Origin of the sequence: Streptomyces sp. BR1 (assembly GCF_052373795.1) — a bacterium.
Lineage (GTDB): Bacteria > Actinomycetota > Actinomycetes > Streptomycetales > Streptomycetaceae > Streptomyces.
The window spans coordinates 5,444,557-5,465,242 of sequence record NZ_CM126252.1; the positions used below are offsets into that span (position 1 = coordinate 5,444,557).

Below are 20,686 nucleotides of genomic sequence, written 5' to 3' on the forward strand. Positions count from 1 at the left end.
AGATCGGCGCTGATTGGACGCAAGGGGTTGGGCCTACGTGCGGAACGGGAGGCGGCGAAATGGGTGGATACCACACCTGGATGCGCTATTTCACCCCGAGCCCGGTCCATCATCGGCTCGGCCTGGTCTGCCTCGGCGTCGGGATGCAGCACGGGCTGCTGCCCACGGTCGGGCCGCGCACCCTCGACCACCATGTGGCCGTGGTCGTCTGCGCGGGCGGCGGCTGGTTCCGGGGCGCGGACGGGGTGCGGGTCGCGGTCGTCGCGCCCGCGCTGATCTGGCTCACCCCGGGCGTCCCGCACCACTACGGGCCCGACCCGGCGACCGGCTGGGACGAGTCCTTCGTCGACTTCACCGGGCCCGCGACGGCCACCTACACCGAGCTCGGCTACATCGAGCCGGACCGCCCGGTCGTCCCGCTCGCCGACACCGGGGGCGCCCGGGCCGCCGTCGGGAAGATCGCGCGGGCGGCCCGCCGGGGCAACCCGCTCCTGGAGGTCGAGACGGGCGCGGCCGTCCATGAACTCCTGGTCGCCCTGCGCCGCGCCCGCGCCGACCTGGCCCCCGACGGCGACCCGGTCCTCCAGGCGCTCGCCCGCGACGCCTTCCAGCCCCTGTCGGTCGCCGAGCACGCGGCACGGCACGGGATGACCCCTGCCGAGCTGCGCGTCGCGGTGCGCCGGGGTGCCGGGTGCAGCCCCAAGGACTACCTCCTCGGCATCCGGCTCGGCCGGGCCAAGGAACTCCTCGCCGCCACCGAGCTGCCGGTCGCCGCCGTGGCCCGGCGCGTCGGGTACGACGACCCGGCCTATTTCTCCCGGCTGTTCACCCGCCGGGTCGGCATCGCCCCGGTCCGCTTCCGCGAGCAGCAGGGCCGGGCCGTCCCCGGCGGCTGGAGCAGCCGTGTCCCGGATCCCGAACACCCTCCGACGATCGCGGGCCGGGCCACGTAAGCTCGACGACCATGACCACGATCGACCCCTCCGTGCAGGCGGAGCTCGCCCGGCTCCGCGACAGCATCGACAACATCGACGCGGCCGTCGTGCACATGCTCGCGGAGCGCTTCAAATGCACCCAGCAGGTCGGCCACCTCAAGGCCCAGCACAAGCTGCCCCCGGCGGACCCGACCCGCGAGACCGAGCAGATCGCCCGGCTGCGGCGGCTCGCCGAGAACGCCAAGCTGGACCCGGCCTTCGCCGAGAAGCTGCTGAACTTCATCATCGCCGAGGTGATCAGGCACCACGAGACGATCGCGAAGTCTTCCTGACGCCGTAGCGCCCGTGCGCTCAGAGCGCAACGCAATCCCGCTGTGCGGACGGGGGGCCATCAGGCAGCATGGCCCCCATGTCCGTACTGACGCGCGACGAAGCGCAGACCCGAGCCCAGTTCCTCGACGTACAGCGGTATGCGATCGAACTCGATCTGACCACCGGCGAGGACACCTTCGACTCCCGTACCGTCATCCACTTCACCGCGCGCGCGGCCGGGGACACGTTCGTCGAGGTCAAGCCCGCCGTTCTGCGCTCGGTCAGCCTCGACGGGCAGCCGCTCGACCCCGCCTCGCTCGTCGAGAACCGGATCGCGCTCACCGGCCTCGCCGAGGGCCCCCACGAGCTGCGCCTGGACGCGGCGATGACCTACTCGCACACCGGTGAGGGGCTGCACCGCTTCACCGACCCGGTCGACGGCGAGACCTACACGTACACCCAGCTCTTCATGGAGGACGTGCAGCGCGTCTTCGCCGCCTTCGACCAGCCCGACCTGAAGGCCGCCTTCGACCTCACGGTCACCGCGCCCGAGGGCTGGAGCGTGCTGGCCAACGGCATCACCGCGCAGCAGGAGGACGGCCGCTGGAAGGCCGCCACCACCCCGCTGCTCTCCACCTATTTCGTGGCGCTCGCCGCCGGCCCCTTCCACTCGGTGACCACCGAGCACGCGGGCCTGCCGTTCGGCCTGCACTGCCGCCGCTCGCTCGCGCCCTACCTGGACGCCGACGCCGACGAGCTCTTCGAGATCACCCGGCAGTGCTACGACCGCTACCACGAGAAGTTCGACGAGCCGTACCCGTTCGACTCCTACGACCAGGCCTTCGTGCCCGAGTTCAACGCGGGCGCGATGGAGAACCCCGGTCTGGTCACCTTCCGGGACGAGTTCATCTACCGCTCGGCCGTCACCGACACCGAGCGCCAGACCCGCGCCATGGTCATCGCACACGAGATGGCCCACATGTGGTTCGGCGACCTCGTCACGCTGCGCTGGTGGGACGACATCTGGCTGAACGAGTCGTTCGCCGAGTACATGGGCTACCAGACGCTCACCGAGGCCACCCGCTTCACCGACACCTGGGTCGACTTCGGCATCGTGCGCAAGGCCTGGGGCTACGACGCCGACCAGCGCCCCTCCACCCACCCCGTCGCCCCGGACCCGGACGCCGTGCCGGACACCGCCTCCGCGATGCTCAACTTCGACGGCATCTCGTACGCCAAGGGCGCCTCGGCGCTGCGCCAGCTGGTGACGTGGATGGGCGAGAAGGACTTCCTCGCGGGCATCAACACCCATTTCAAGCGGCACAAGTTCGGCAACGCCACGCTCGCCGACTTCATCGACAACCTCGCCTCCGCCACCGACCGGGACGTGCACGGCTGGGCCGAGAGCTGGCTGCGCACCACGGGCGTGGACACGCTGACGCCGGTGGTCGAGGAGGCCGAGGGCTCCTGGACCCTCACCGTCGACCAGGACGGCAGCAGGCCGCACCGGATCGCCGTCGGCGCGTACGACATCGACCCGTCGAGCCCCGGCCGCCTCGTGCTGCGCGAGCGCTTCGAGATCGACGTGCCGGGCGCGCCCCTGACCCGCACCGGCGCCCGCCCGGCGCTCGTCCTCCTCAACGACGGCGACCTCAGCTACGCCAAGGTCCGCCTCGACGAACAGTCCTCGGAGACGGCCTTCCGTACCCTCTCCGGTCTCCCCGACCCCCTCGCCCGCGCGGTCGTCTGGAACGCCGCCCGTGACATGGTCCGCGACGGCCAACTGGAGCCCGTCGCCTACCTGGAGACGGCCCGCGCGCATCTGCCGTACGAGTCGGACCTCGCCATTGTGCAGGGCGTCCTCACCTTCGCCGCCGCGCAGGCCGCCAACCGCTTCCTCGCCCCCGACGCCCGCCCGGCCGCGCTCGCGCTGCTCACCGAGCTGACCCGGGACCTGATCCGGCGCACCGAGGACGGCGACAACCCGGGCCTGCGGCTCACCGCCGTGCGCCACTTCATCGACTGCGCCGCCCAGCCGCACACCATCCAGGAGTGGCTGGTCGACGGCAGCGTGCCCGGCGGCCCGGAGCTCGACCCCGAGCTGCGCTGGCGCGTCCTGAACCGCCTCGCGGTCCTCGGCGCGACCGACGAGGCGGCGATCGCGGCCGAGCTCGCGCGCGACCCCAGCGCCACCGGCGAGGAAGGCGCGGCCCGCTGCCGCGCGGCCCTGCCCGACCCGGCGGCCAAGGCGGCCGCGTGGGCGGCCATGTTCGAGGGCGACGAGCTGTCGAACTACCTGTTCACGGCGACGGCCCAGGGCTTCTGGCAGCCCGAACAGGCCGATCTCGTACGGGAGTACGTGACGCGGTTCTACGCCGACGCGGTCCCGCTCGCCGACCGGCGCGGCCCCGCGATCGCGGAGGCGGCGGGCCGTCACGCCTTCCCGCACTTCGCGATCGACGCGGAGGCGGTGACTCTGGGCGAGGCGTGCCTGGCCCGCGAGGACCTGCTGCCGGCCCTGCGCCGCAAGCTCGCCGACCAGGTCGACGACCTGCGCCGGGCGCTGGCGGTACGGGAGTCGTAAGCGCACGACGGGAGGTCCGGGGCTCGCAGTCCAGAGGTCCCAGGGGGGTGGTGCTCATACCAGCGCGCCACCCCCCAACACCCCGCCTCCGCAAGGCAGTACCACTTTCGGGTTGAGATCGTTGTGCAGGGCAGCCGGACCACCGTGTGACGCAGCACGCTGGTGGGGCCGTCGTTCGCCCACCCGAAGGACCTCCCCATGCACACCCCGCCCCTCGCCGGCGGCCCCACCGGCCCCGCCGCCCTGCGCCCCCTGATCGGTGTCGTCCTCGACGCGCTGCGGGACGGCGCGGTGGTCCGGGGCGGGCCGCTGCCGGGAGGCGGGCCGCAGGCCGTCGCCGTGCGGGTCGCGGCCGCCGTACGGGAGGTGTTCCCGGCCGAGGGCACCGGCGCCGAGGAGGCGCTCGCCGCTCTCGTACGTACGGTGGCGGAGGGCGCGGCCGACCCCGCCGACCCCCGCTGCGCCGCGCATCTGCACACCCCGCCGCTCGCGCTCGCCGCCGCCGCCGACCTCGCCGCCGCCGTCCTCAACCCGTCCCTGGACTCCTGGGACCAGGCACCCGCCGCCGCCGAGCTCGAAGGCCATGTCACCCGAGCCCTGGCCGCCGAACTCTTCGGCGGCGGCGACGCGTTGGTCACCACCGGCGGCACCGAGTCCAACCAGCTCGCGCTGCTCCTGGCGCGCGAGCGGCACGGCGCGGTCCAGCCGGTGTGCGGCGCCAACGCCCACCACTCCGTCCCGCGCGCCGCCTGGCTCCTCGGACTCCCCGACCCCGTCGTCGTGCCCGCCCCCGCCGGCACCCTCGACCTGGCCGCGCTCGACGACGCCCTCACCGATCTGCACCACCCCGTCCTCGTCACCGCCACCGCCGGGACCACCGACACCGGCGCCGTCGACCCGCTCCCCGAGATCGCCGACCTGTGCGCACGGCACGGCGCCGAGCTGCACATCGACGCCGCGTACGGTGGACCGCTGCTCTTCAGCCCGACCCACCGGGCCGTCCTGCGCGGCATCGAGCGGGCCCAGTCGGTCACCCTCGACCTGCACAAACTCGGCTGGCAGCCGGTGGCCGCCGGGCTGCTCGCGGTCCCCGACCCGGCCCGCCTCGCCGCGCTCGCGCACACCGCCGACTACCTCAACGCCGACGACGACACCGAGGCGGGCCTGCCCGACCTCCTCGGCCGCTCCCTGCGGACCACCCGCAGACCCGACGTACTGAAGATCGCCGTCACCCTGCGCGCACTCGGCCGCGCCGGACTCGCGGACCTCGTCGACCGCACGGTCGAGGCGGCGCACACGTTCGCCGACCTGGTCGAGAAACATCCGGCCCTTGAGCTGTACGGACGCCCCGCCCTCTCCACCGTCCTGTTCCGCCCGGCCGGTGCCCCCGACGACGAGGTGGCGCAGATCCGCCGGACGCTGCTCACCGAGGGCCGCGCCGTGCTCGGCCGGGCCCGCGCCGACGGGCGGCTCTGGCTCAAGGCCACCCTCCTCAACCCCTACGCCACCACCGACGACCTGGCCCAGCTCCTCAAGATCGTGGAAGGCAGCATCCCCCGATGACCGCACCGGCACTCGCCCCAGACCTGGACCACCCGCACGACCTGGTCGGCATCGGAGTGGGCCCGTTCAACCTCTCGCTCGCCGCCCTCGCGCACGGCGTCCCCGGCGGCCTCTCCACCGCGTTCTACGAACAGCGCCGCGCCTTCCACTGGCACCCCGGGCTGCTCATCGAGGGCGCCACCCTCCAAGTCCCGTTCCTGGCCGATCTGGTGACCCTCGCCGACCCGGCGAGCCCCTGGTCGTTCCTCAACTACCTGCGCCACCGCGAGCGCCTTTTCCCGTTCTACTTCGCCGAGCGCTTCCACATCCAGCGCACCGAGTACGACGCGTACTGCCGCTGGGTGAGCGAGAGCCTGCCCGGGCTGCACTTCGGGCACCAGGTCGACGCGGTCCGCTGGAACCCCGAACGCGAGCTGTTCGAGGTCGACTTCACCCAGCTCGACGTGCACGGCCAGGCCGAGGCCCTGGGCCGTACCTTCGCCCGCAACCTGGTCCTCGGCGTCGGCACCGAGCCGTACGTACCGGAGTCGCTCAAGCCCCTCGCCGACGCGCCCGCCGTGCCGGTGATCCACTCGGCGGACTACCTCGACCACCGCGAGCGGTTCCTCGCCGCCGACCATGTGACCGTCGTCGGCTCGGGCCAGTCCGGCGCGGAGGTCTTCCTCGACCTGCTGCGGGCCCGCCCGGCGGGCAAGGAGCGCGTGACCTGGCTCGCCCGCACCGAGACGTTCGCGCCGATGGAGTACTCCAAGCTGGGCCTCGAACACTTCACGCCCGACTACACCCGCTACTTCCACGCCCTGCCCGAGCCCATGCGCGACCAGCTCGTGCCGCGCCAGTGGCAGCTCCACAAGGGCATCGACGCGGACACGATCGCCGCGATCCACGACGAGCTCTACCGCCGCACCCAGCACGGCGGCTGGCCCGACGCGACCCTCACACCGGGCGTCACCGTCCGCACCGCGGGCCGGGTCGCCACCACCAAGGTCGAGCTGCACCTGGAACACGTCCAGCAGGGCGCGCGCTCACGGCTCACCACCGACGCGGTCGTCCTCGCCACGGGTTACCGCGAGCGTCCCCTGGGCCGCATGCTGGCCGGCCTCGACCCGTACATGCGCCTCGACTCCTCCGAACGCCCGCGCATCGACGCCGAGTTCCGACTGGTCCTCGACAGCTCGGTGACGGGCGCGGTCTACGTCCAGAACGCGGAAAAGCACACCCACGGCGTGGGCGCCCCCGACCTGGGCCTCGCGGCCTGGCGCAGCGCCCAAATCCTGAACACCCTGACAGGCAAGGAGCCCTACCCCTTGCCAACCCGAACGGCATTCACGACATTCGGCCTGACGGAACCCGCGGAACCCCGCAAGACGAAGACCCCGGAGGGCCTGATCCCACTGGAGGGATGACGGAGGTTGCCAATTAGGGGCGCGGGGAACTGCGCGACCAGCCCCCCACGCCCCGCAGACGAAAAGCGAACCCTAGAAGACCGGGACCCCGTCGCGCACGAGCTTCCAGTCCACAGAAGCAAACGTGGCGGGGTCAATCGTCCCCTTCGCCTTCACCCAGGCAATGATCGTGTTGCGAATCTCGTCGGAGTTCGCCCACACCTGCTTGGCCGTGGCGACATGCGGGAACCCACCACCCCCATTGGCCCGGTAGTTGTTCACCGCGAGCACGAACTGACCCGCCGGGTCCAGCGGCTTGCCCTGGAACGACAGGTTCACGATCCGCGACCCCGCAGGCTTCGCCACGTCGATGTCGTACGTAAGCCCCGACACCGCGTCGTAGTTGTAGTCCGGCGTATTGTCCGCGTTCGTCAGCTTCGACGTGTCGACGGGCGCACCGGCCGGGGTCTGCACGTAGTACCGGGCCGAGAACTCCAGATAGTCCTTGAGCTGCGCACCCGTCAGCAGACGGGCCTCCATCGTGTTCTCGTACGGGTAGAGCCCCGCCGCGTCCTTGATGGTGATCGTCCCGGCCGGAATCGCGGCGTTCCGCGAGAAGCAGGACGCCTGCGACAGCACCGGCAGCGAGGCGTACGCGCCACCCGCGAGCGCCGCCTTCACCGTCTCCGCCTGCACCGTGCTGATCAGGTCGATGATCGGCTCGTCCTTCCAGGCCGCCTCGGCCGTGGTCATGGCCGTCTTCGACGTGCCGATGACCTGGTTGACGTACGCCACGACCTTCTCGTGCTCGGCCCGCACCAGCTTGGCGACGACCGGGTCCTCGTCGGCGGTGTTGGCGTTCAGCACGTCCGCCTTCACCGACGTGACCTGCCACTGGCCGCGCGAGAGCTCCAGCTCGAAGTCGAAGACGCTCAGGCGCATGCCCCACATGTACGGCTCGGACAGCACCACCGACTTGCCGGTCTCCTTGTTCACCACCGTCCGCGAGGGCACCTCCTTGTGGGTGTGGCCCACCAGGATCGCGTCGATGCCGGGCACCTGCTCCGCCACCAGCGACGACGCGTTCTCCGGGTACGGCAGCGCGTCGCCGTACGAGGTGCTGCCGTCGAGACCCGAGTGGTCCGTGCAGATCACGACGTCACAGCCGAGCGCCCGCAGCCGCGGCACGTACTTCTTCGCCTGCTCCACCAGACCCGGGAACGTCATCTTGCCCTGGACGTTCGCCTTGTCCCAGATGGCGATGCCCGGGTTGGTCAGACCCAGGATGCCGACCTTGACGTCCGGGCCGCCGTGCACCTTCAGGCACCGCACCGCGTACGGAGGGAACGCGGGCTTCAGCGTCTTCGCGTCCAGCGCGTTCGCCCCGAGCAGCGGGAAGTTGAGCTGCTCCTGGAACGCGCGCAGGGTGGGGATGCCGTAGTTGAACTCGTGGTTGCCGAGCGCCGCCGCGTCGTAGCGCATGTGGTTCATCGCCAGCGCCATCGGGTGCTTGGGGCCGCGCTTGCCGTGCGTGCCGGTGATCGGCTCCACGCGCGCGTAGTAGTACGAGAGCTGGGTGCCCTGGATGATGTCGCCCGCGTCGATCAGCATCGTGTTGCGGTGACCCTTGTCCTCGCGCACCTGCTTGACCAGCGTCGCGACCTTCGCGAGGCCGACGTCGTTGTGCGCCTTGTCGTCGTACTCCTTGTCGGTGAAGTAGTCCCAGTTGAAGACGTGGCCGTGCAGGTCGGTGGTGCCCATGACGGTGAACGAGTACCGCTTCGGCGGACGGCCGTGGCCCTTGCCGTGGTGCTGCTCTTCGGCCTCGGCGGGGACCGCGACGCCTCCGGCGATGGCGACGCCGGCCCCGGCGGCGGCCGAGCTGCCCAGGAACGTCCTACGGTTCAGCGGCATTTGTTGCACTCCCTGACGGTGTGTTACGCGCGTAGACACGCTCGACGCGCGTAGAAGGTCGAGAGGATTTTGGCGCAGAACTGCCGTTCGCAACACCCCTCTCAGGTTTCTGTTCGATGACCTGGAGAAGTCACGCGCCCCTTACCCGCGGATACACGGACGCCCGCCGCCCACGCGCGCGTGGCGCGGGACGGCGGGCGCTCGGTGATCGCTTACGCGCAGGTGAGCCGTGGCCCCGCCCAGTCGGCGTGGTCGTAGTCGATGCCGTCCCCGGCGTCGGTGACCACCAGGCGCACCTCCATGGCGCCGGTCAGATCGGCGGTGAGCTGCTTGGCCGCGTCCGCGGAGGTCAGCGTGCCGCTCTCGGCGACGAGCGTGGAGTCCCGCCAGATCTGGAAGTCCACCGACCCCTTGGTGGTCACCTCGTCGTCCACCCCGACCGCCGTGGTCAGCGAGGAGCAGGTGCCGCCCAGGTAGTACGCGACGGAGCTCGGCGCGTGGGTGCCGAGGCCCTTGGCGTACACGGTTCCGTTGATGGTCAGCGGCGTGCCGTCACCGGCCGCCTGCTCGCCGTTGCTGCGGTCCTTCTCGACCGGGCCCCAGCCGTTGGTGGCCGATTCCCACGTCAGATCGCTGATGTCATGCGTACCGGCCGAAGGGCCTTCGCCGCAGGCCAACTTGGCGTCGGCCCAGTCGGCGTGGTCGAAGTTGATGCCGTCGCCGCCGTCCGTCACCACGAGCCGCAGCTTGGTGCCGCCTTTGAGGTCGGCGGTCAGGTGCTTGGGCGGATCGGCGGCCGTGCGCAGCCCGCTGTCGGCCACCAGGGTGGAGTCCCGCCAGATCTGGAACACCACGGATCCGTTGTTCGTTACCTCGTCGTCGACGCCCACGTCGACCCCGAGCGTCGTACAACTGCCGCCCAGGTAGTACGAGATGTCGCTGGGTGCGTGCGTGCCCAGGCCCTTGGCGTAGGTGACACCGCCGATGGTGAGGGTGCGGCCGTCGCCCGCCGCCTGCTCGCCGTTGCTGCGGTCGCGCTCGACCGGACCCCAGCCGCCGACCGCCGACGTCCACGGCAGGTCGCTGAGCTGGTTCACCCCGGTCGGCGGCGGCACCGGGCTGCCCGGCGTCACCCGGAACATCACGGTGCCGTGCGCGGGCACGGACGCGCTGATCGCGTTCTTCGTCGTACTGGTCGCCTTCGACCACAGGTCCTTGAGCGCGTACGACGAGGCGCCGCCGATGCCGATGTCCTTCACGGTCGTGGAGATGGTGCGGGCGGTGGTGTTCTCATTGGTGAGGGTGACCGAACGGCCGCCGTCCGCAAGGGGTTTGGACATCACGACCAGGCCGCCGGAGTTGGACACCACCGTGCCCTGCTTGCCCAGCGCGTCCTGGTCCACCGCGATCACGTCGGTGTTCTTGAGGATCGCCAGCGTCGAGGCGCTGGCGCTGCGCAGATCGCTGCCGATCAGCAGCGGCGCGGCCATCTGCGACCAGAGGCTGAAGTGGGTGCGGTACTCGGTGTCCGTCATGCCGCCGTTGCCGACCTCCAGCATGTCGGGGTCGTTCCAGCCGCCGGGACCGGCGTACGGCGCGAGCGACTGGTTCTGATGGGCGATGGAGATCATGCTCGACCAGTTGTCGCTGATGTCGCCGGTGGTCCGCCAGGAGTTGCCGACGTTCGACGCCCAGGTCCAGGGCTGGTTGGAGCCCCACTCGCAGATGCTGTAGAGGATCGGGCGGCCGGTCGCGCGCGTGGCGGCCTCCAGGGCGTCGCCCATGGCCTTGTAGCGCTGCTGTGCGTCCACGCCGCCGTTGTTGCAGTTGTCGTACTTGAGATAGTCGACGCCCCACGACGCCCACAGGTTCGCGTCCTGCTGCTCATGGCCGAGCCCGCCGGGAAAGCCCTGGACGTCGCAGGTCTTGGTGCCCGCGCTGGAGTAGAGGCCGAACTTCAGGCCCTTGGAGTGCACATAGTCGGCCACGGCCTTGATCCCGTGGGGAAAACGCACCGGGTCGGGCACCAGGTTGCCGCTCGCGTCCCGGTTGGGCTGCGCCCAGCAGTCGTCGATGTTGACGTAGGTGTACCCGGCGGCCTTGAGGCCCTGCGAGACGAACGTGTCGGCGATGCCCTCGACCATGGCCTCGTTGAACTCGGCCCGGCAGTGCGTGGAGTTCCAGTTGTTGAACCCCATCTGCGGGGTGCGGGCCTGGCCGTTGTCGACGGCCGCGGCGGGCGGCGCGGCCGTGGCGGCGAGGGCGACCAAGCCGCCGGCGAGCAGGGGAATCGTGGCGAGTGCGGTGCCGGCCCGTTTTCTGAACTTTCTGAACGATGACATGTGCGGCTCCGTCGGTGTAGTGGCGCCGAATTCAACGAGCTCGAACGAAAACGAACATATTTCAGCGTCAGGACCGGAACATGTCAAGGGTGTGCGCCGGGTCCGGAGACAGTGCTTTCCGCTCATCGGAGCGCCCCGGCGCACAATTCAACAGTTGTCAATAAGCCTTCATGCAAAGGTTGTTGAGTAGTCACGCGGGACGAATTCTCTACCGACCGGTAAGCCCTAGGCTCGAAGCATGCGCCGAGCAAAGATCGTTTGTACCCTGGGGCCCGCCACCGACACGTACGACCAGATCAAGGCACTGGTCGAGGCCGGAATGGACGTCGCCCGCTTCAATCTCAGCCACGGCACGTACGCCGATCACGAGGAGCGATATCACCGCGTCCGCAAGGCGTCCGACGAAACGGGCCGCAGTATCGGTGTACTCGCAGACCTTCAAGGCCCGAAGATCCGGCTCGGGCGTTTCCGTGAAGGTCCCGTACTCCTTGAACGCGGCGACGAGTTCACCATCACCGTCGAGGACGTCGAGGGCGACCGCCACACCTGCGGCACCACCTACTCCGGCCTCGCCGAGGACGTCACGCCCGGCGAGCGCATCCTCGTCGACGACGGCAAGGTCGCCCTGGAGGTCGTCGGCGTCGACGGACCTCGGGTGCGCACCCGCGTCGTCGAGGGCGGCATGGTCTCCGACCACAAGGGCCTCAACCTGCCCGGCGTCGCCGTCTCCGTGCCCGCGCTCTCCGAGAAGGACGTCGACGACCTGCGCTGGGCCCTGCGCACCGGCGCCGACATCATCGCGCTCTCCTTCGTCCGCAGCGGCCGCGACATCGAGGACGTCCACCGCGTCATGGACGAGGAGGGCCGCCGCATCCCGGTGATCGCCAAGATCGAGAAGCCGCAGGCCGTCGACAGCATCGACGACATCGTGGCCGCCTTCGACGGAATCATGGTGGCGCGCGGCGACCTGGGCGTCGAAATGCCGCTCGAACAGGTCCCGATCGTCCAGAAGCGCGCCATCAAACTGGCCAAGCGGAACGCCAAGCCGGTGATCGTGGCGACCCAGATGCTCGACTCGATGATCGACAACTCCCGCCCCACCAGGGCCGAGGCCTCCGACGTGGCCAACGCGGTCATCGACGGCACGGACGCGGTGATGCTCTCGGGCGAGACCAGCGTCGGCAAGTACCCCGTCGAGACGGTCCGCACGATGGCCCGCATCGTCGAGGCCGCCGAGGAGGACGTGCTGGCCAAGGGCCTGCCGCCGCTCACCGAACGCAGCAAGCCCCGCACCCAGGGCGGTGCGGTGGCCCGCGCGGCGGCCGAGATGGGCGACTTCCTGAACGCCAAGTACCTCGTCGCCTTCACCCAGTCCGGCGACACCGTCAAGCGCCTCTCGCGCTACCGCTCGCCGATCCCGCTGCTCGCCTTCACCCCCGACCCGGCCACCCGCTCCCAGCTCAACCTCACCTGGGGCGTGGAGGCCTTCCTCGGCCCGCACGTCGAGTCCACGGACGCGATGGTGGCCCAGGTCGACGAACAACTCCTGAAGATCGGGCGCTGCGAGCGGGGCGACATCGTGGTCATCACGGCAGGCTCCCCGCCCGGGGTCCCCGGTTCGACCAACCTCGTCCGCGTCCATCACATCGGCGAGGACGACAGCCCGAAGAGCTGACACACCGTGAGACGGGTGTACGAGAGCGCGTCATGCGGTCGTACGAGTAAGGGGCGCATCGCCCACACCGGGGAGCGGGCCGGGCCGAAGGGATGACCCGACGGCCCGGTCCCGACGTCCCGGGGCGCGCCGCCTCCAGGCTGACGCCATGTCACATCACCTCAGCGGGCCCGACCTCCGCTCACCCATGGGCGACGCGCGCCTGGACCTCACCGACCTCTTCGTCTTCACGGTGCCGGGCGGCCGCACCGTCCTGATCATGAACGTCAACCCCGAGGCGCCCACCGGCGGCCGGGCCTTCCATCCCGACGCCGTGTACCGGATCAACATCGACACCGTCGGCGACCACCAGGCGCACATCGCCTACAGCTTCACCTTCTCCGACCCCGCCGACGACGGCGAGCAGACCCTCACCGTCCACCGCGCCACCGGCGACGAGGCCCGCGCCCACGAGGCGGCAGGGACCCCGCTGTTCGTCGACGCACCCGTCAGCTTCGGCCCGCACCCCGTGGTCACCGAGGCGGGCCCGTACATGGTCTCGGCCGGGCTGCGCAGCGACCCCTTCTTCGCCGACCTCTTCGGCATCGTCAACGACTTCCAGTGGACCGGCACCGACTGGGGCGCCGAGAAGAACGTCTTCGGCATCGTCCTCGAAATGCCCAGCATGGAGCTCGGCGCCCAGCCCGAGATCGGCGTGTGGGCCCGCGTCAGCGTGCACCAGGGCGGGGAGCTGAAGTCGGTGGACCGGGGCGGGCACCCCTCGCTCACGGCGTACTTCAACGCCGAGGACGCCAAGGACGCGTACAACGCCGGTGAACCGGCCGACGACTGGGACACCTACCTCGCGCCCTGGACGGCCGTCCTGCGGCACACCGGCGGCTACAGCGAGGAGCTGGCGGAAGAGGTCCTGCGCACGGTGCTGCCCGACATCCTGCGCTACGACCGGAGCAGGCCCGCCGCGTATCCCAACGGCCGCACCCTCACGGACGACGTCACATCGGCGCGGCTCGCCATGGTCTCCGGCGGGAAGGTCCCGACGGACCACATCGGCCCGCACACGGACCTGCTGCCGGAATTCCCTTACCTGGGCACGCCACACCTCAAGGAGGCGTGACCATGGATTCGAACGAAAAGTACCCCGGGTCGGATTCGAACCGACGCTGGATGGTGTTTGAGACCATTGCCTCTACCGCTGGGCTACCGGGGCATCCTTTAAACCAAAGGTAGGCGGCTACCCGCCGTGACCACACCTTACCGCAGCTGGGTACGCTCTTGGGAAGCAGTACTTGCCCCGCACCTAGGAGCCCCCGTGACCGCCCCCGAGTCGCCCCAGCCCGCCGCCGACGACGACCAGTCGCACGTCCCGCCGCTGACGACCCGCGTCGTCATCGCCGAGGACGAGGCGCTGATCCGCCTCGACCTCAAGGAGATGCTCGAAGAAGAGGGCTACGCGGTCGTCGGCGAGGCCGGGGACGGGGAGAAGGCCGTCGCGCTGGCCCGGGAGCACCGGCCCGACCTGGTCATCCTCGATGTGAAGATGCCGATCCTCGACGGCATCTCCGCCGCCGAGCAGATCGCCAAGGACTCCATCGCGCCGGTCCTGATGCTCACCGCGTTCTCGCAGCGCGACCTGGTGGAGCGGGCGCGGGACGCGGGGGCGATGGCGTATCTGGTGAAGCCGTTCTCCAAAAGCGACGTGGTGCCCGCGATCGAGATGGCGGTGTCGCGGTTCACCGAGCTTAAGGCGCTGGAGCAGGAGGTCGCGGATCTCAGCCAGCGTCTGGAGACGCGCAAGCTGGTGGATCGGGCGAAGTCGATTCTGCAGACGCAGTACGGGTTGACTGAGCCCGCCGCGTTCCGGTGGATCCAGAAGACGTCGATGGATCGGCGGCTCTCTATGCAGCAGGTCGCTGAGGCTGTCATCGAGGACGCGGAAGAGAAGAAGGCGGCGAAGGGGTCTTAGCGGGTTTTCGGCTGCGGACCGTGCGTGGTTGCTCGCGCAGTTCCCCGCGCCCCTTAAGGCATCACGGGCCGCGCCACTTCTCGTGGCGCGGCCCGTACGCGTAACCCCTTGCTAGTCCTCGCCCAGGTACGTCTTGCGGACGTTCTCGTCGTGGAGGAGGTCCTGGCCGGAGCCGGAGAGCTTGATCTCGCCGACCTCCATGACGTGGGCCTGGTCCGCGAGGGACAGCGCGGCCTGGGCGTTCTGCTCGACGAGCAGGATCGTGGTGCCCTGGGCCTTGAGCTCGACGATGGTCTCCATGATCTTCTGCATCATGATCGGGGAGAGGCCCATCGACGGCTCGTCCAGCATCAGCAGCTTGGGCTGGGACATGAGCGCCCTGCCCATCGCGAGCATCTGCTGTTCACCGCCCGAGAGGGTGCCGGCGGCCTGCTTACGGCGTTCGCCCAGGATGGGGAACATGTCGTAGGCGCGCTGGATGTCCTTCTCGATCCCGGCCTTGTCATTGCGGAGAAATGCTCCGAGCTGGAGGTTCTCGGCGATGCTCAGCCTCGGGAAGATATGCCGCCCCTCGGGGGAGTGGGCGAGCCCCAGCGAGACGATCTTGTGCGCGGGGATGTTCGCGAGCGGCTGCCCGTCGAACATGACCTTTCCGGCCGAGGGCTTGAGGAGCCCCGACAGGGTGCGCAGCGTGGTGGTCTTGCCGGCGCCGTTGGTGCCGATGAGGGTGACGACCTGCCCGGCCTCGACGGTGAAGGAGATCCCCTTGACGGCCTCGATCTTGCCGTAGGCGACGCGGAGGTCCTCGACTTCCAGAAGTGCGGTCACTGGGAGTCTCCTTCAGTACGGGTCGTTCCTGGAGCGTCGGCTTCCGCCGGTTCCTCGGCGGCTTCGGCGGCCGGAGCCGGATCGGCCGCCGGGGAGGCCTCGGGCGTCGCGTCCGCCACCGCGTCCGCTTCGGCCGCCTCCACCTCCGCGATCTCCTCCGCGCCGGGCGCGCCCTCGAACGGGGTGCCGAGGTACGCCGCGATGACGCGCTCGTCGCCCTGGACGACGTCGGACGTGCCCTCGACGAGCTTCTCGCCCTGGAGCAGTACGGTGACGCGGTCGCACAGGTTGAAGATGAAGCGCATGTCGTGCTCGATGACGAGCACGGCGACGCCCATGTCCCGGATGGCGAAGACCATCTCCTCGGTGGCCCGGGTCTCCTGCGGGTTCATACCGGCCGTCGGCTCGTCCAGGAGCAGCAGGCCGGGCTCGCTCGCCAGCGCCCGGGCGATCTCCAGCTTGCGCTGTTCGCCGTAGGGGAGGTTGCGGGCGAGGTGGTCGGCCTTGTGCTGCAGACCGATGAACTCCAGGAGTTCCATGGCCCGTTCACGCGACTTGGCCTCGGCCTTCTTGAAGCCGGGGCCGCGCAGCAGCGCGGACCAGAGGCCTTCCTTGGTCCGGGTGTGCCGACCGACCAGGACGTTCTCCAGGACGGTCATGTTGGCGAAGAGCCGGATGTTCTGGAAGGTGCGCGCGATACCGGCCTGGGTGACCAGGTGCGGCTTGGGCGGCAGCACGGTCCCCTTGTACGAGACCTTGCCCTCGGTCGGGACGTAGAGCCCGGTGAGGCAGTTGAAGAAGGTGGTCTTGCCGGCGCCGTTGGGGCCGATGAGACCGACGATCTCGCCGCTGTTGACGGTGAGGTCGACATTGCGCACGGCGGTCAGACCGCCGAAGCGCATGGTGACGCCGGACGCTTCGAGCACCGGGCTGGTGGCGATGGTGGTGGTCATGATGGTTACGCCTCCGCCTTGGTGACGCCGACGGTGGTGTCCGGGAGCCCTTGTTCGGGCACGTCCAGTTGGCCGGTCTCGTGGAATTCGAGCTGGCGGCGCCGGTTGGCGACGATGCCCTCGGGGCGGAACCGCATCAGCAGGATGAGGGCGACACCGAAGCCGAAGAGTTCGTACTCCTTGAGGAAGCCGAGCTTCTCGGGGATCAGGTAGAGCAGGGCCGCGCCCAGGAGCGGGCCGCTGACCGTGCCCATACCGCCGAGGACGACGGCCGCCAGGAGGAACGCCGAGTTGGGCGGCGCGGCTCCGGCGAACTGGAAGGGGCTGGGCACCACGCTGTAGTTGACGTGGGCGAAGACCGTGCCGGCGAGGCCCGCGAGGGAGGCGCCGAGGGCGAAGGCGATGAGCTTGACCCGGAAGCCGTTGATGCCCATGGCGGTCGCGGCCGTCTCGTCCTCGCGGATGGCGATCCAGGAGCGGCCGATACGGGAGTTGGCGGCGCGGTTGAAGACGAGCACGATCAGCGCCGTGATCAGCAGCATCAGGAACAGGTAGTTGCCGAAGCGGCCGATCGTGCGGCCCGCGATGTCATGGGCGCTGCCGAGGTTGAACCCGAAGATCTCCAGGTCCGGGATGTTGGCGATGCCGTTGGGGCCGTTGGTGAGGTTGGGGCCGGAGCCGCCGTCGAGGTTGTTGACGGTGATCCGGAAGATCTCTCCGAAGCCGAGGGTGACGATGGCGAGATAGTCGCCGCGCAGCCGCAGGGTCGGGGCGCCGATGATGACGCCGAAGACCAGCGACGCGCTCATACCGATCAACGCGGCGGCCCAGAAGGGGACTTGGACGCCGGAGAACCGGGAGAACTCGGAGCCGGAGACCAGGGCGGCCGCGTACGCGCCGACGCCGAGGAAGGCCACGTAACCGAGGTCGAGCAGTCCGGTGAGGCCGACGACGATGTTGAGGCCGAGGGCGACGGTGCCGAAGATGAGGATGTTGGCGCCGAGGTTGGCGTTGTGGTCCTCGCTCTGGGTGAAGGGGAAGATCACGGCCGCCAGGAAGACGGCGGTGGTCGCGAACCCCTTGTGCCGCGCGTTGAGTTCGGTGAACCGTTCGAAGAGCCCGGCGGCGAACAGCGCCATGGAGCCGAACAGCACGAGCAGCAGCAGACCGATGAAGGTCTCGCTCTCGTCGTCGTTCACCCCGATGCCGTACGTGAACACGACCAGGCCGAGTGCGGTGGCCAGGGAGATGATCACGCGCTGGACCCAGCTGGGCAGCGGCGCGGCGGGCGGGATGTCGTCGGGCTTGGCGATGTGGTCGCGCAGGGACCTGCCGGAGCGCGGCAGGGCGAGTGCGCCGATCACCGGGACGAGCGCCGCTACGGCCGCGACGTACGCGCCGGGTTCGAGGTTGGCGAGGCCGCCGAGGTCGTACGAGATGGCGATGGCGGTGAACCAGACCACCACGAACGCGGAGACGGCCGCCAGGAGCACCGGGTTGTTGGAGCGGCCCGGGTTGAGCCAGCGCAGACCCTGGATGTCCCACAGGTTGAGGGCGTAGAGCAGCGTGAGCGCCGCGCCGACGATGGTGAGGGTCTGCAGTCCGGCCGGGTAGCCGGTGACGGTGAGGTCGCCGGGGAAGTCGGCGGTCCAGGTCCACGCGAGGAACGTGGAGGCGATGGTGGCGACGGCGCCGACCGCGACGAGCAGCCGGGCGACGGGCGCGGGCAGCGGAACGAGACCGCGCTGCTCGGTGGCCACTTCGGTGACGCCGGTGGTGGTGCTGGTGGTCATGTCGATCACGCCCTGTCCGCGACGCGTTCGCCCACCAGGCCCTGTGGCCTGAAGAGCAGGACGAGGATGAGGAGGACGAAGGCCCAGACGTTGGCCCAGCCGGAGCCGCCGAGCTGCTGCATCCCCGGGACGTTGGCGATGTAGGCACTGGCCAGGGTCTCGGCGAGGCCGAGGACCACGCCGCCGATCATCGCGCCGTAGATGTTGCCGATACCGCCGAGGACGGCGGCGGTGAACGCCTTGAGACCGGCCTGGAAGCCCATCTCGTACTTGATGGAGCCGTACTTCAGGCCCCAGGCGATGCCCGCGACGGCGGCGAAGAGACCGCCGATGGCGAAGGCCACCATGATGATGCGGTTGGTGTCGATGCCCATCAGCTGGGCGGTGTCCGGGTCCTGCGCGGTGGCCTGCATGGCGCGGCCGGTGCGGGAGGAGCGGACGAACAGGGCGAGCGCGGCCATGCAGAGCGGCGCCGCCGTGATCAGGAAGATGTCACCGGTGCCGAAGGTGACCGATCCGATGTGGAAGGGGCCGCCGGGAATCTGCGGGAAGTTCTCGTCGGTCTTGGCCTTCGGGTACCAGTTGAAGACCGCCTGCTGGAGCGCGAGCGAGAGTCCGATGGCGGTGATCAGTGGCGCCAGGCGTGGTGCGCCGCGCAGTGGTCGGTAGGCGAACCGTTCCGCTCCCAGCGCGATGAGTACGGAGACGATCGCGCCGCCGATGAGCATCAGGGGGAGGGCTATCCACATGGATATGCCGTCGGGGAGCACATAGAGATAGACCGTGAGGCCGCCGAAGGCGCCGGTCATGAAGATCTCGCCGTGCGCGAAGTTGATGAGCTGGACGATGCCGTACACCATCGTGTAGCCGATGGCGATCAGCCCGTACATCGAGCCGAGGAGCAGCCCGTTGGCCAGGTTCTGCGGCAGAGTGTGCACCGCAAGGCCTCCATGGGATGGGGAGCGTGCAGGAAGTAGACGTCGGGCCGCGCGGTCGGACGGGTGGTCATGGCCGCGCGGCCCTGTTGTCGTGCGGTGGATCAGGTGACGCTGTGGATCGGGTGGTGCGGGTGCGGGCTGGATCAGCCGGCGTTGTACGTGCCGCTCTTGACGGCCTTCCACTTCCCGTTGGTGACCTGGTAGACGGTCAGCTGCTTGTTGGTGGTGTCGCCGTACTGGTCGAAGGCGACCGCGCCGGCGATGCCCTGGAACTGGGCCTTCTGGACCTCGTCGACGATCTTCTGACGGGCGTCGGACGGGACCTTGCCGTCCTTCACCACGTTGCCGACGGCCTTGATGATCGCGGTGGCGGCGTCGTACGAGTAGCCGCCGTAGGTGCCGTAGTCACCCGGGTATTTCTTGTCCTTGTACGTCTGGATGAAGGTCTTGGCCGCGTCCAGGGTGTCGACCGGCACGCCGACCGAGGTGGCGAGGTCGCCCTCGGCCGCCTTGCCGGCGGTGGAGATGAAGGTGTCGCTGTAGATTCCGTCGCCGCCGAAGAGCGGGACCTTGGCGCCGGAGTCCTTGAGCTGCTTGGTGACGATCTGCGCCTCGTCGTACTGGCCGCCGTAGTAGACGAGGTCGGCGCCCGAGTTCTTGATCTTGGTGACCAGGGCGGCGAAGTCCTTGTCGCCCACGTTGACGTGGTCCTCGCCCGCGACCTTGCCGCCCGCCTTGGTGAAGCCCTGCTTGAAGAGCGTGGCCAGGCCGGCGCCGTACGTCTGCTTGTCGTCGACGACGAAGACGTTCTTCTTGTGCAGACCGTTGAAGGCGTAGTCCGCCGCGAAACCGCCCTGGATGGCGTCGGTGGTGGCGGTGCGGAAGTAGGTCTTGAACGGACGGGTCTTGTTCCCGGCCGCCCAGTCCTTGCCCTGGGTCAGGGTGGGGTTGGTGTTCGAGGGGGAGATCTCGACCAGGTTGGCGGTGGCGAAGACCTGCTGCATGGTCAGGGCCACGCCGGAGTTCAGCGGGCCGACCACACCGAGGACGTCCTTGTCGGCGACGAGCGCGGTGGCGTTCTGCTGGCCGGTCGGCGGCAGGGCCTTGTCGTCCAGGGCCTTGACCTTGAAGGTGACACCCGGGACCAGCTTCTTCGCGTTGGCGTCGTCGACGGCGATCTGTACGCCGTACTGGATGCCGAGGCCGGTCGCGGAGTTCTGGCCGGTCAGGGGGGCGTCCACACCGATGACGACGGTGGTGTTCTTGTCGCTGCTTGAGCTGCCGCCGCCGCGCGACCCGCAGGCGGTGAGGGTGAGCGCCCCCGTGGTGAGCACGGTGGTGAGTATGAGCAAGGAACGGTGTCGCACGATATGTCCTCTCCCTGGCGCGACGCCTCCGCTGAGGCGCCGTGTGACTCGCCGGGCCGTACTGGGGTGGTACCGGTGGCCGTGCAGCAGACGCGCCCGGCGGCGCGGTGACTGGCCGTGACTCTAAGCGCAGG

At 69.7% G+C, this 20,686-nt stretch carries 15 protein-coding genes and 1 tRNA gene; 8 read left to right on the top strand and 8 right to left on the bottom strand.

The window, feature by feature from the left end; genetic code table 11:
- The first annotated feature begins 59 nt into the window (after window positions 1–59).
- The 5 genes from ACT1U9_RS23745 (at window position 60) to ACT1U9_RS23765 (ending at window position 6,800) form a co-directional block, all read left to right on the top strand.
- Complete coding sequence (locus ACT1U9_RS23745) at window positions 60–953, top strand: helix-turn-helix domain-containing protein (protein ID WP_444534688.1); 894 nt, start codon at window positions 60–62, stop codon at window positions 951–953.
- A gap of 11 nt (window positions 954–964) precedes the next feature.
- Window positions 965–1,267 carry a chorismate mutase gene (locus ACT1U9_RS23750; RefSeq protein ID WP_188274206.1) on the top strand — a complete coding sequence of 101 codons (303 nt, stop codon included), beginning with the start codon at window positions 965–967 and terminating at the stop codon, window positions 1,265–1,267.
- 77 nt (window positions 1,268–1,344) lie between these two features.
- Window positions 1,345–3,831: an aminopeptidase N gene (gene pepN / locus ACT1U9_RS23755; RefSeq protein WP_444534689.1), complete on the top strand. Its 2,487-nt coding sequence runs from the start codon at window positions 1,345–1,347 to the stop codon at window positions 3,829–3,831.
- Between the two features lie 198 nt (window positions 3,832–4,029).
- The gene (locus ACT1U9_RS23760; protein ID WP_444534690.1) at window positions 4,030–5,394 is read left to right on the top strand and encodes a pyridoxal phosphate-dependent decarboxylase family protein; all 1,365 of its coding nucleotides are present in this window, start codon (window positions 4,030–4,032) and stop codon (window positions 5,392–5,394) included.
- The gene (locus ACT1U9_RS23765) at window positions 5,391–6,800 is read left to right on the top strand and encodes a lysine N(6)-hydroxylase/L-ornithine N(5)-oxygenase family protein (RefSeq protein ID WP_444534691.1); all 1,410 of its coding nucleotides are present in this window, start codon (window positions 5,391–5,393) and stop codon (window positions 6,798–6,800) included. Before ACT1U9_RS23760 ends, ACT1U9_RS23765 begins: the two co-directional genes overlap by 4 nt.
- Window positions 6,801–6,872: 72 nt before the next feature.
- Here the strand turns inward: ACT1U9_RS23765 and ACT1U9_RS23770 are convergent, their stop codons facing one another.
- A complete protein-coding gene (locus ACT1U9_RS23770; RefSeq protein WP_444534692.1) occupies window positions 6,873–8,693 on the bottom strand; it encodes a bifunctional metallophosphatase/5'-nucleotidase in 1,821 nt (606 codons plus the stop codon).
- A 212-nt stretch (window positions 8,694–8,905) separates the two neighbouring features.
- Window positions 8,906–11,035: an NPCBM/NEW2 domain-containing protein gene (locus ACT1U9_RS23775; protein ID WP_444534693.1), complete on the bottom strand. Its 2,130-nt coding sequence runs from the start codon at window positions 11,033–11,035 to the stop codon at window positions 8,906–8,908.
- 238 nt (window positions 11,036–11,273) lie between these two features.
- On the opposite strand from ACT1U9_RS23775, the gene pyk reads away from it, so the two are divergent.
- Together pyk and ACT1U9_RS23785 are read left to right on the top strand one after the other, a co-directional pair.
- Complete coding sequence (pyk, locus tag ACT1U9_RS23780) at window positions 11,274–12,710, top strand: pyruvate kinase (protein ID WP_444534694.1); 1,437 nt, start codon at window positions 11,274–11,276, stop codon at window positions 12,708–12,710.
- 148 nt (window positions 12,711–12,858) lie between these two features.
- Window positions 12,859–13,824 (top strand): DUF4331 family protein, encoded by a 966-nt coding sequence (locus ACT1U9_RS23785; RefSeq protein ID WP_444534695.1) that lies wholly within the window; start codon window positions 12,859–12,861, stop codon window positions 13,822–13,824.
- A 20-nt stretch (window positions 13,825–13,844) separates the two neighbouring features.
- Here ACT1U9_RS23785 and ACT1U9_RS23790 read toward each other — a convergent pair.
- Window positions 13,845–13,917 (bottom strand) — tRNA-Leu (locus ACT1U9_RS23790).
- Window positions 13,918–14,019: 102 nt separating this feature from the next.
- Between ACT1U9_RS23790 and ACT1U9_RS23795 the strand changes: the two genes are divergently transcribed.
- On the top strand, window positions 14,020–14,673 hold the full coding sequence (locus tag ACT1U9_RS23795; protein WP_361430156.1) for an ANTAR domain-containing response regulator: 654 nt from the start codon (window positions 14,020–14,022) through the stop codon (window positions 14,671–14,673).
- 111 nt (window positions 14,674–14,784) lie between these two features.
- On the opposite strand, the gene ACT1U9_RS23800 is transcribed toward ACT1U9_RS23795, so the two are convergent.
- From ACT1U9_RS23800 to ACT1U9_RS23820, 5 genes are all read right to left on the bottom strand, one after another.
- Window positions 14,785–15,501, bottom strand: coding sequence for an ABC transporter ATP-binding protein (locus tag ACT1U9_RS23800; protein WP_444534696.1), 717 nt, complete (start codon window positions 15,499–15,501; stop codon window positions 14,785–14,787).
- Entirely contained in the window at window positions 15,498–16,454 is a 957-nt protein-coding gene (locus tag ACT1U9_RS23805; protein ID WP_444534697.1) for an ABC transporter ATP-binding protein, read from the bottom strand. Before ACT1U9_RS23805 ends, ACT1U9_RS23800 begins: the two co-directional genes overlap by 4 nt.
- Before the next feature lie 5 nt (window positions 16,455–16,459).
- Window positions 16,460–18,247: a branched-chain amino acid ABC transporter permease gene (locus tag ACT1U9_RS23810; protein ID WP_444534698.1), complete on the bottom strand. Its 1,788-nt coding sequence runs from the start codon at window positions 18,245–18,247 to the stop codon at window positions 16,460–16,462.
- Between the two features lie 5 nt (window positions 18,248–18,252).
- The gene (locus ACT1U9_RS23815; RefSeq protein WP_444534699.1) at window positions 18,253–19,185 is read right to left on the bottom strand and encodes a branched-chain amino acid ABC transporter permease; all 933 of its coding nucleotides are present in this window, start codon (window positions 19,183–19,185) and stop codon (window positions 18,253–18,255) included.
- A 143-nt stretch (window positions 19,186–19,328) separates the two neighbouring features.
- Window positions 19,329–20,552, bottom strand: coding sequence for a branched-chain amino acid ABC transporter substrate-binding protein (locus tag ACT1U9_RS23820; RefSeq protein WP_444534700.1), 1,224 nt, complete (start codon window positions 20,550–20,552; stop codon window positions 19,329–19,331).
- Window positions 20,553–20,686: the final 134 nt, after the last annotated feature.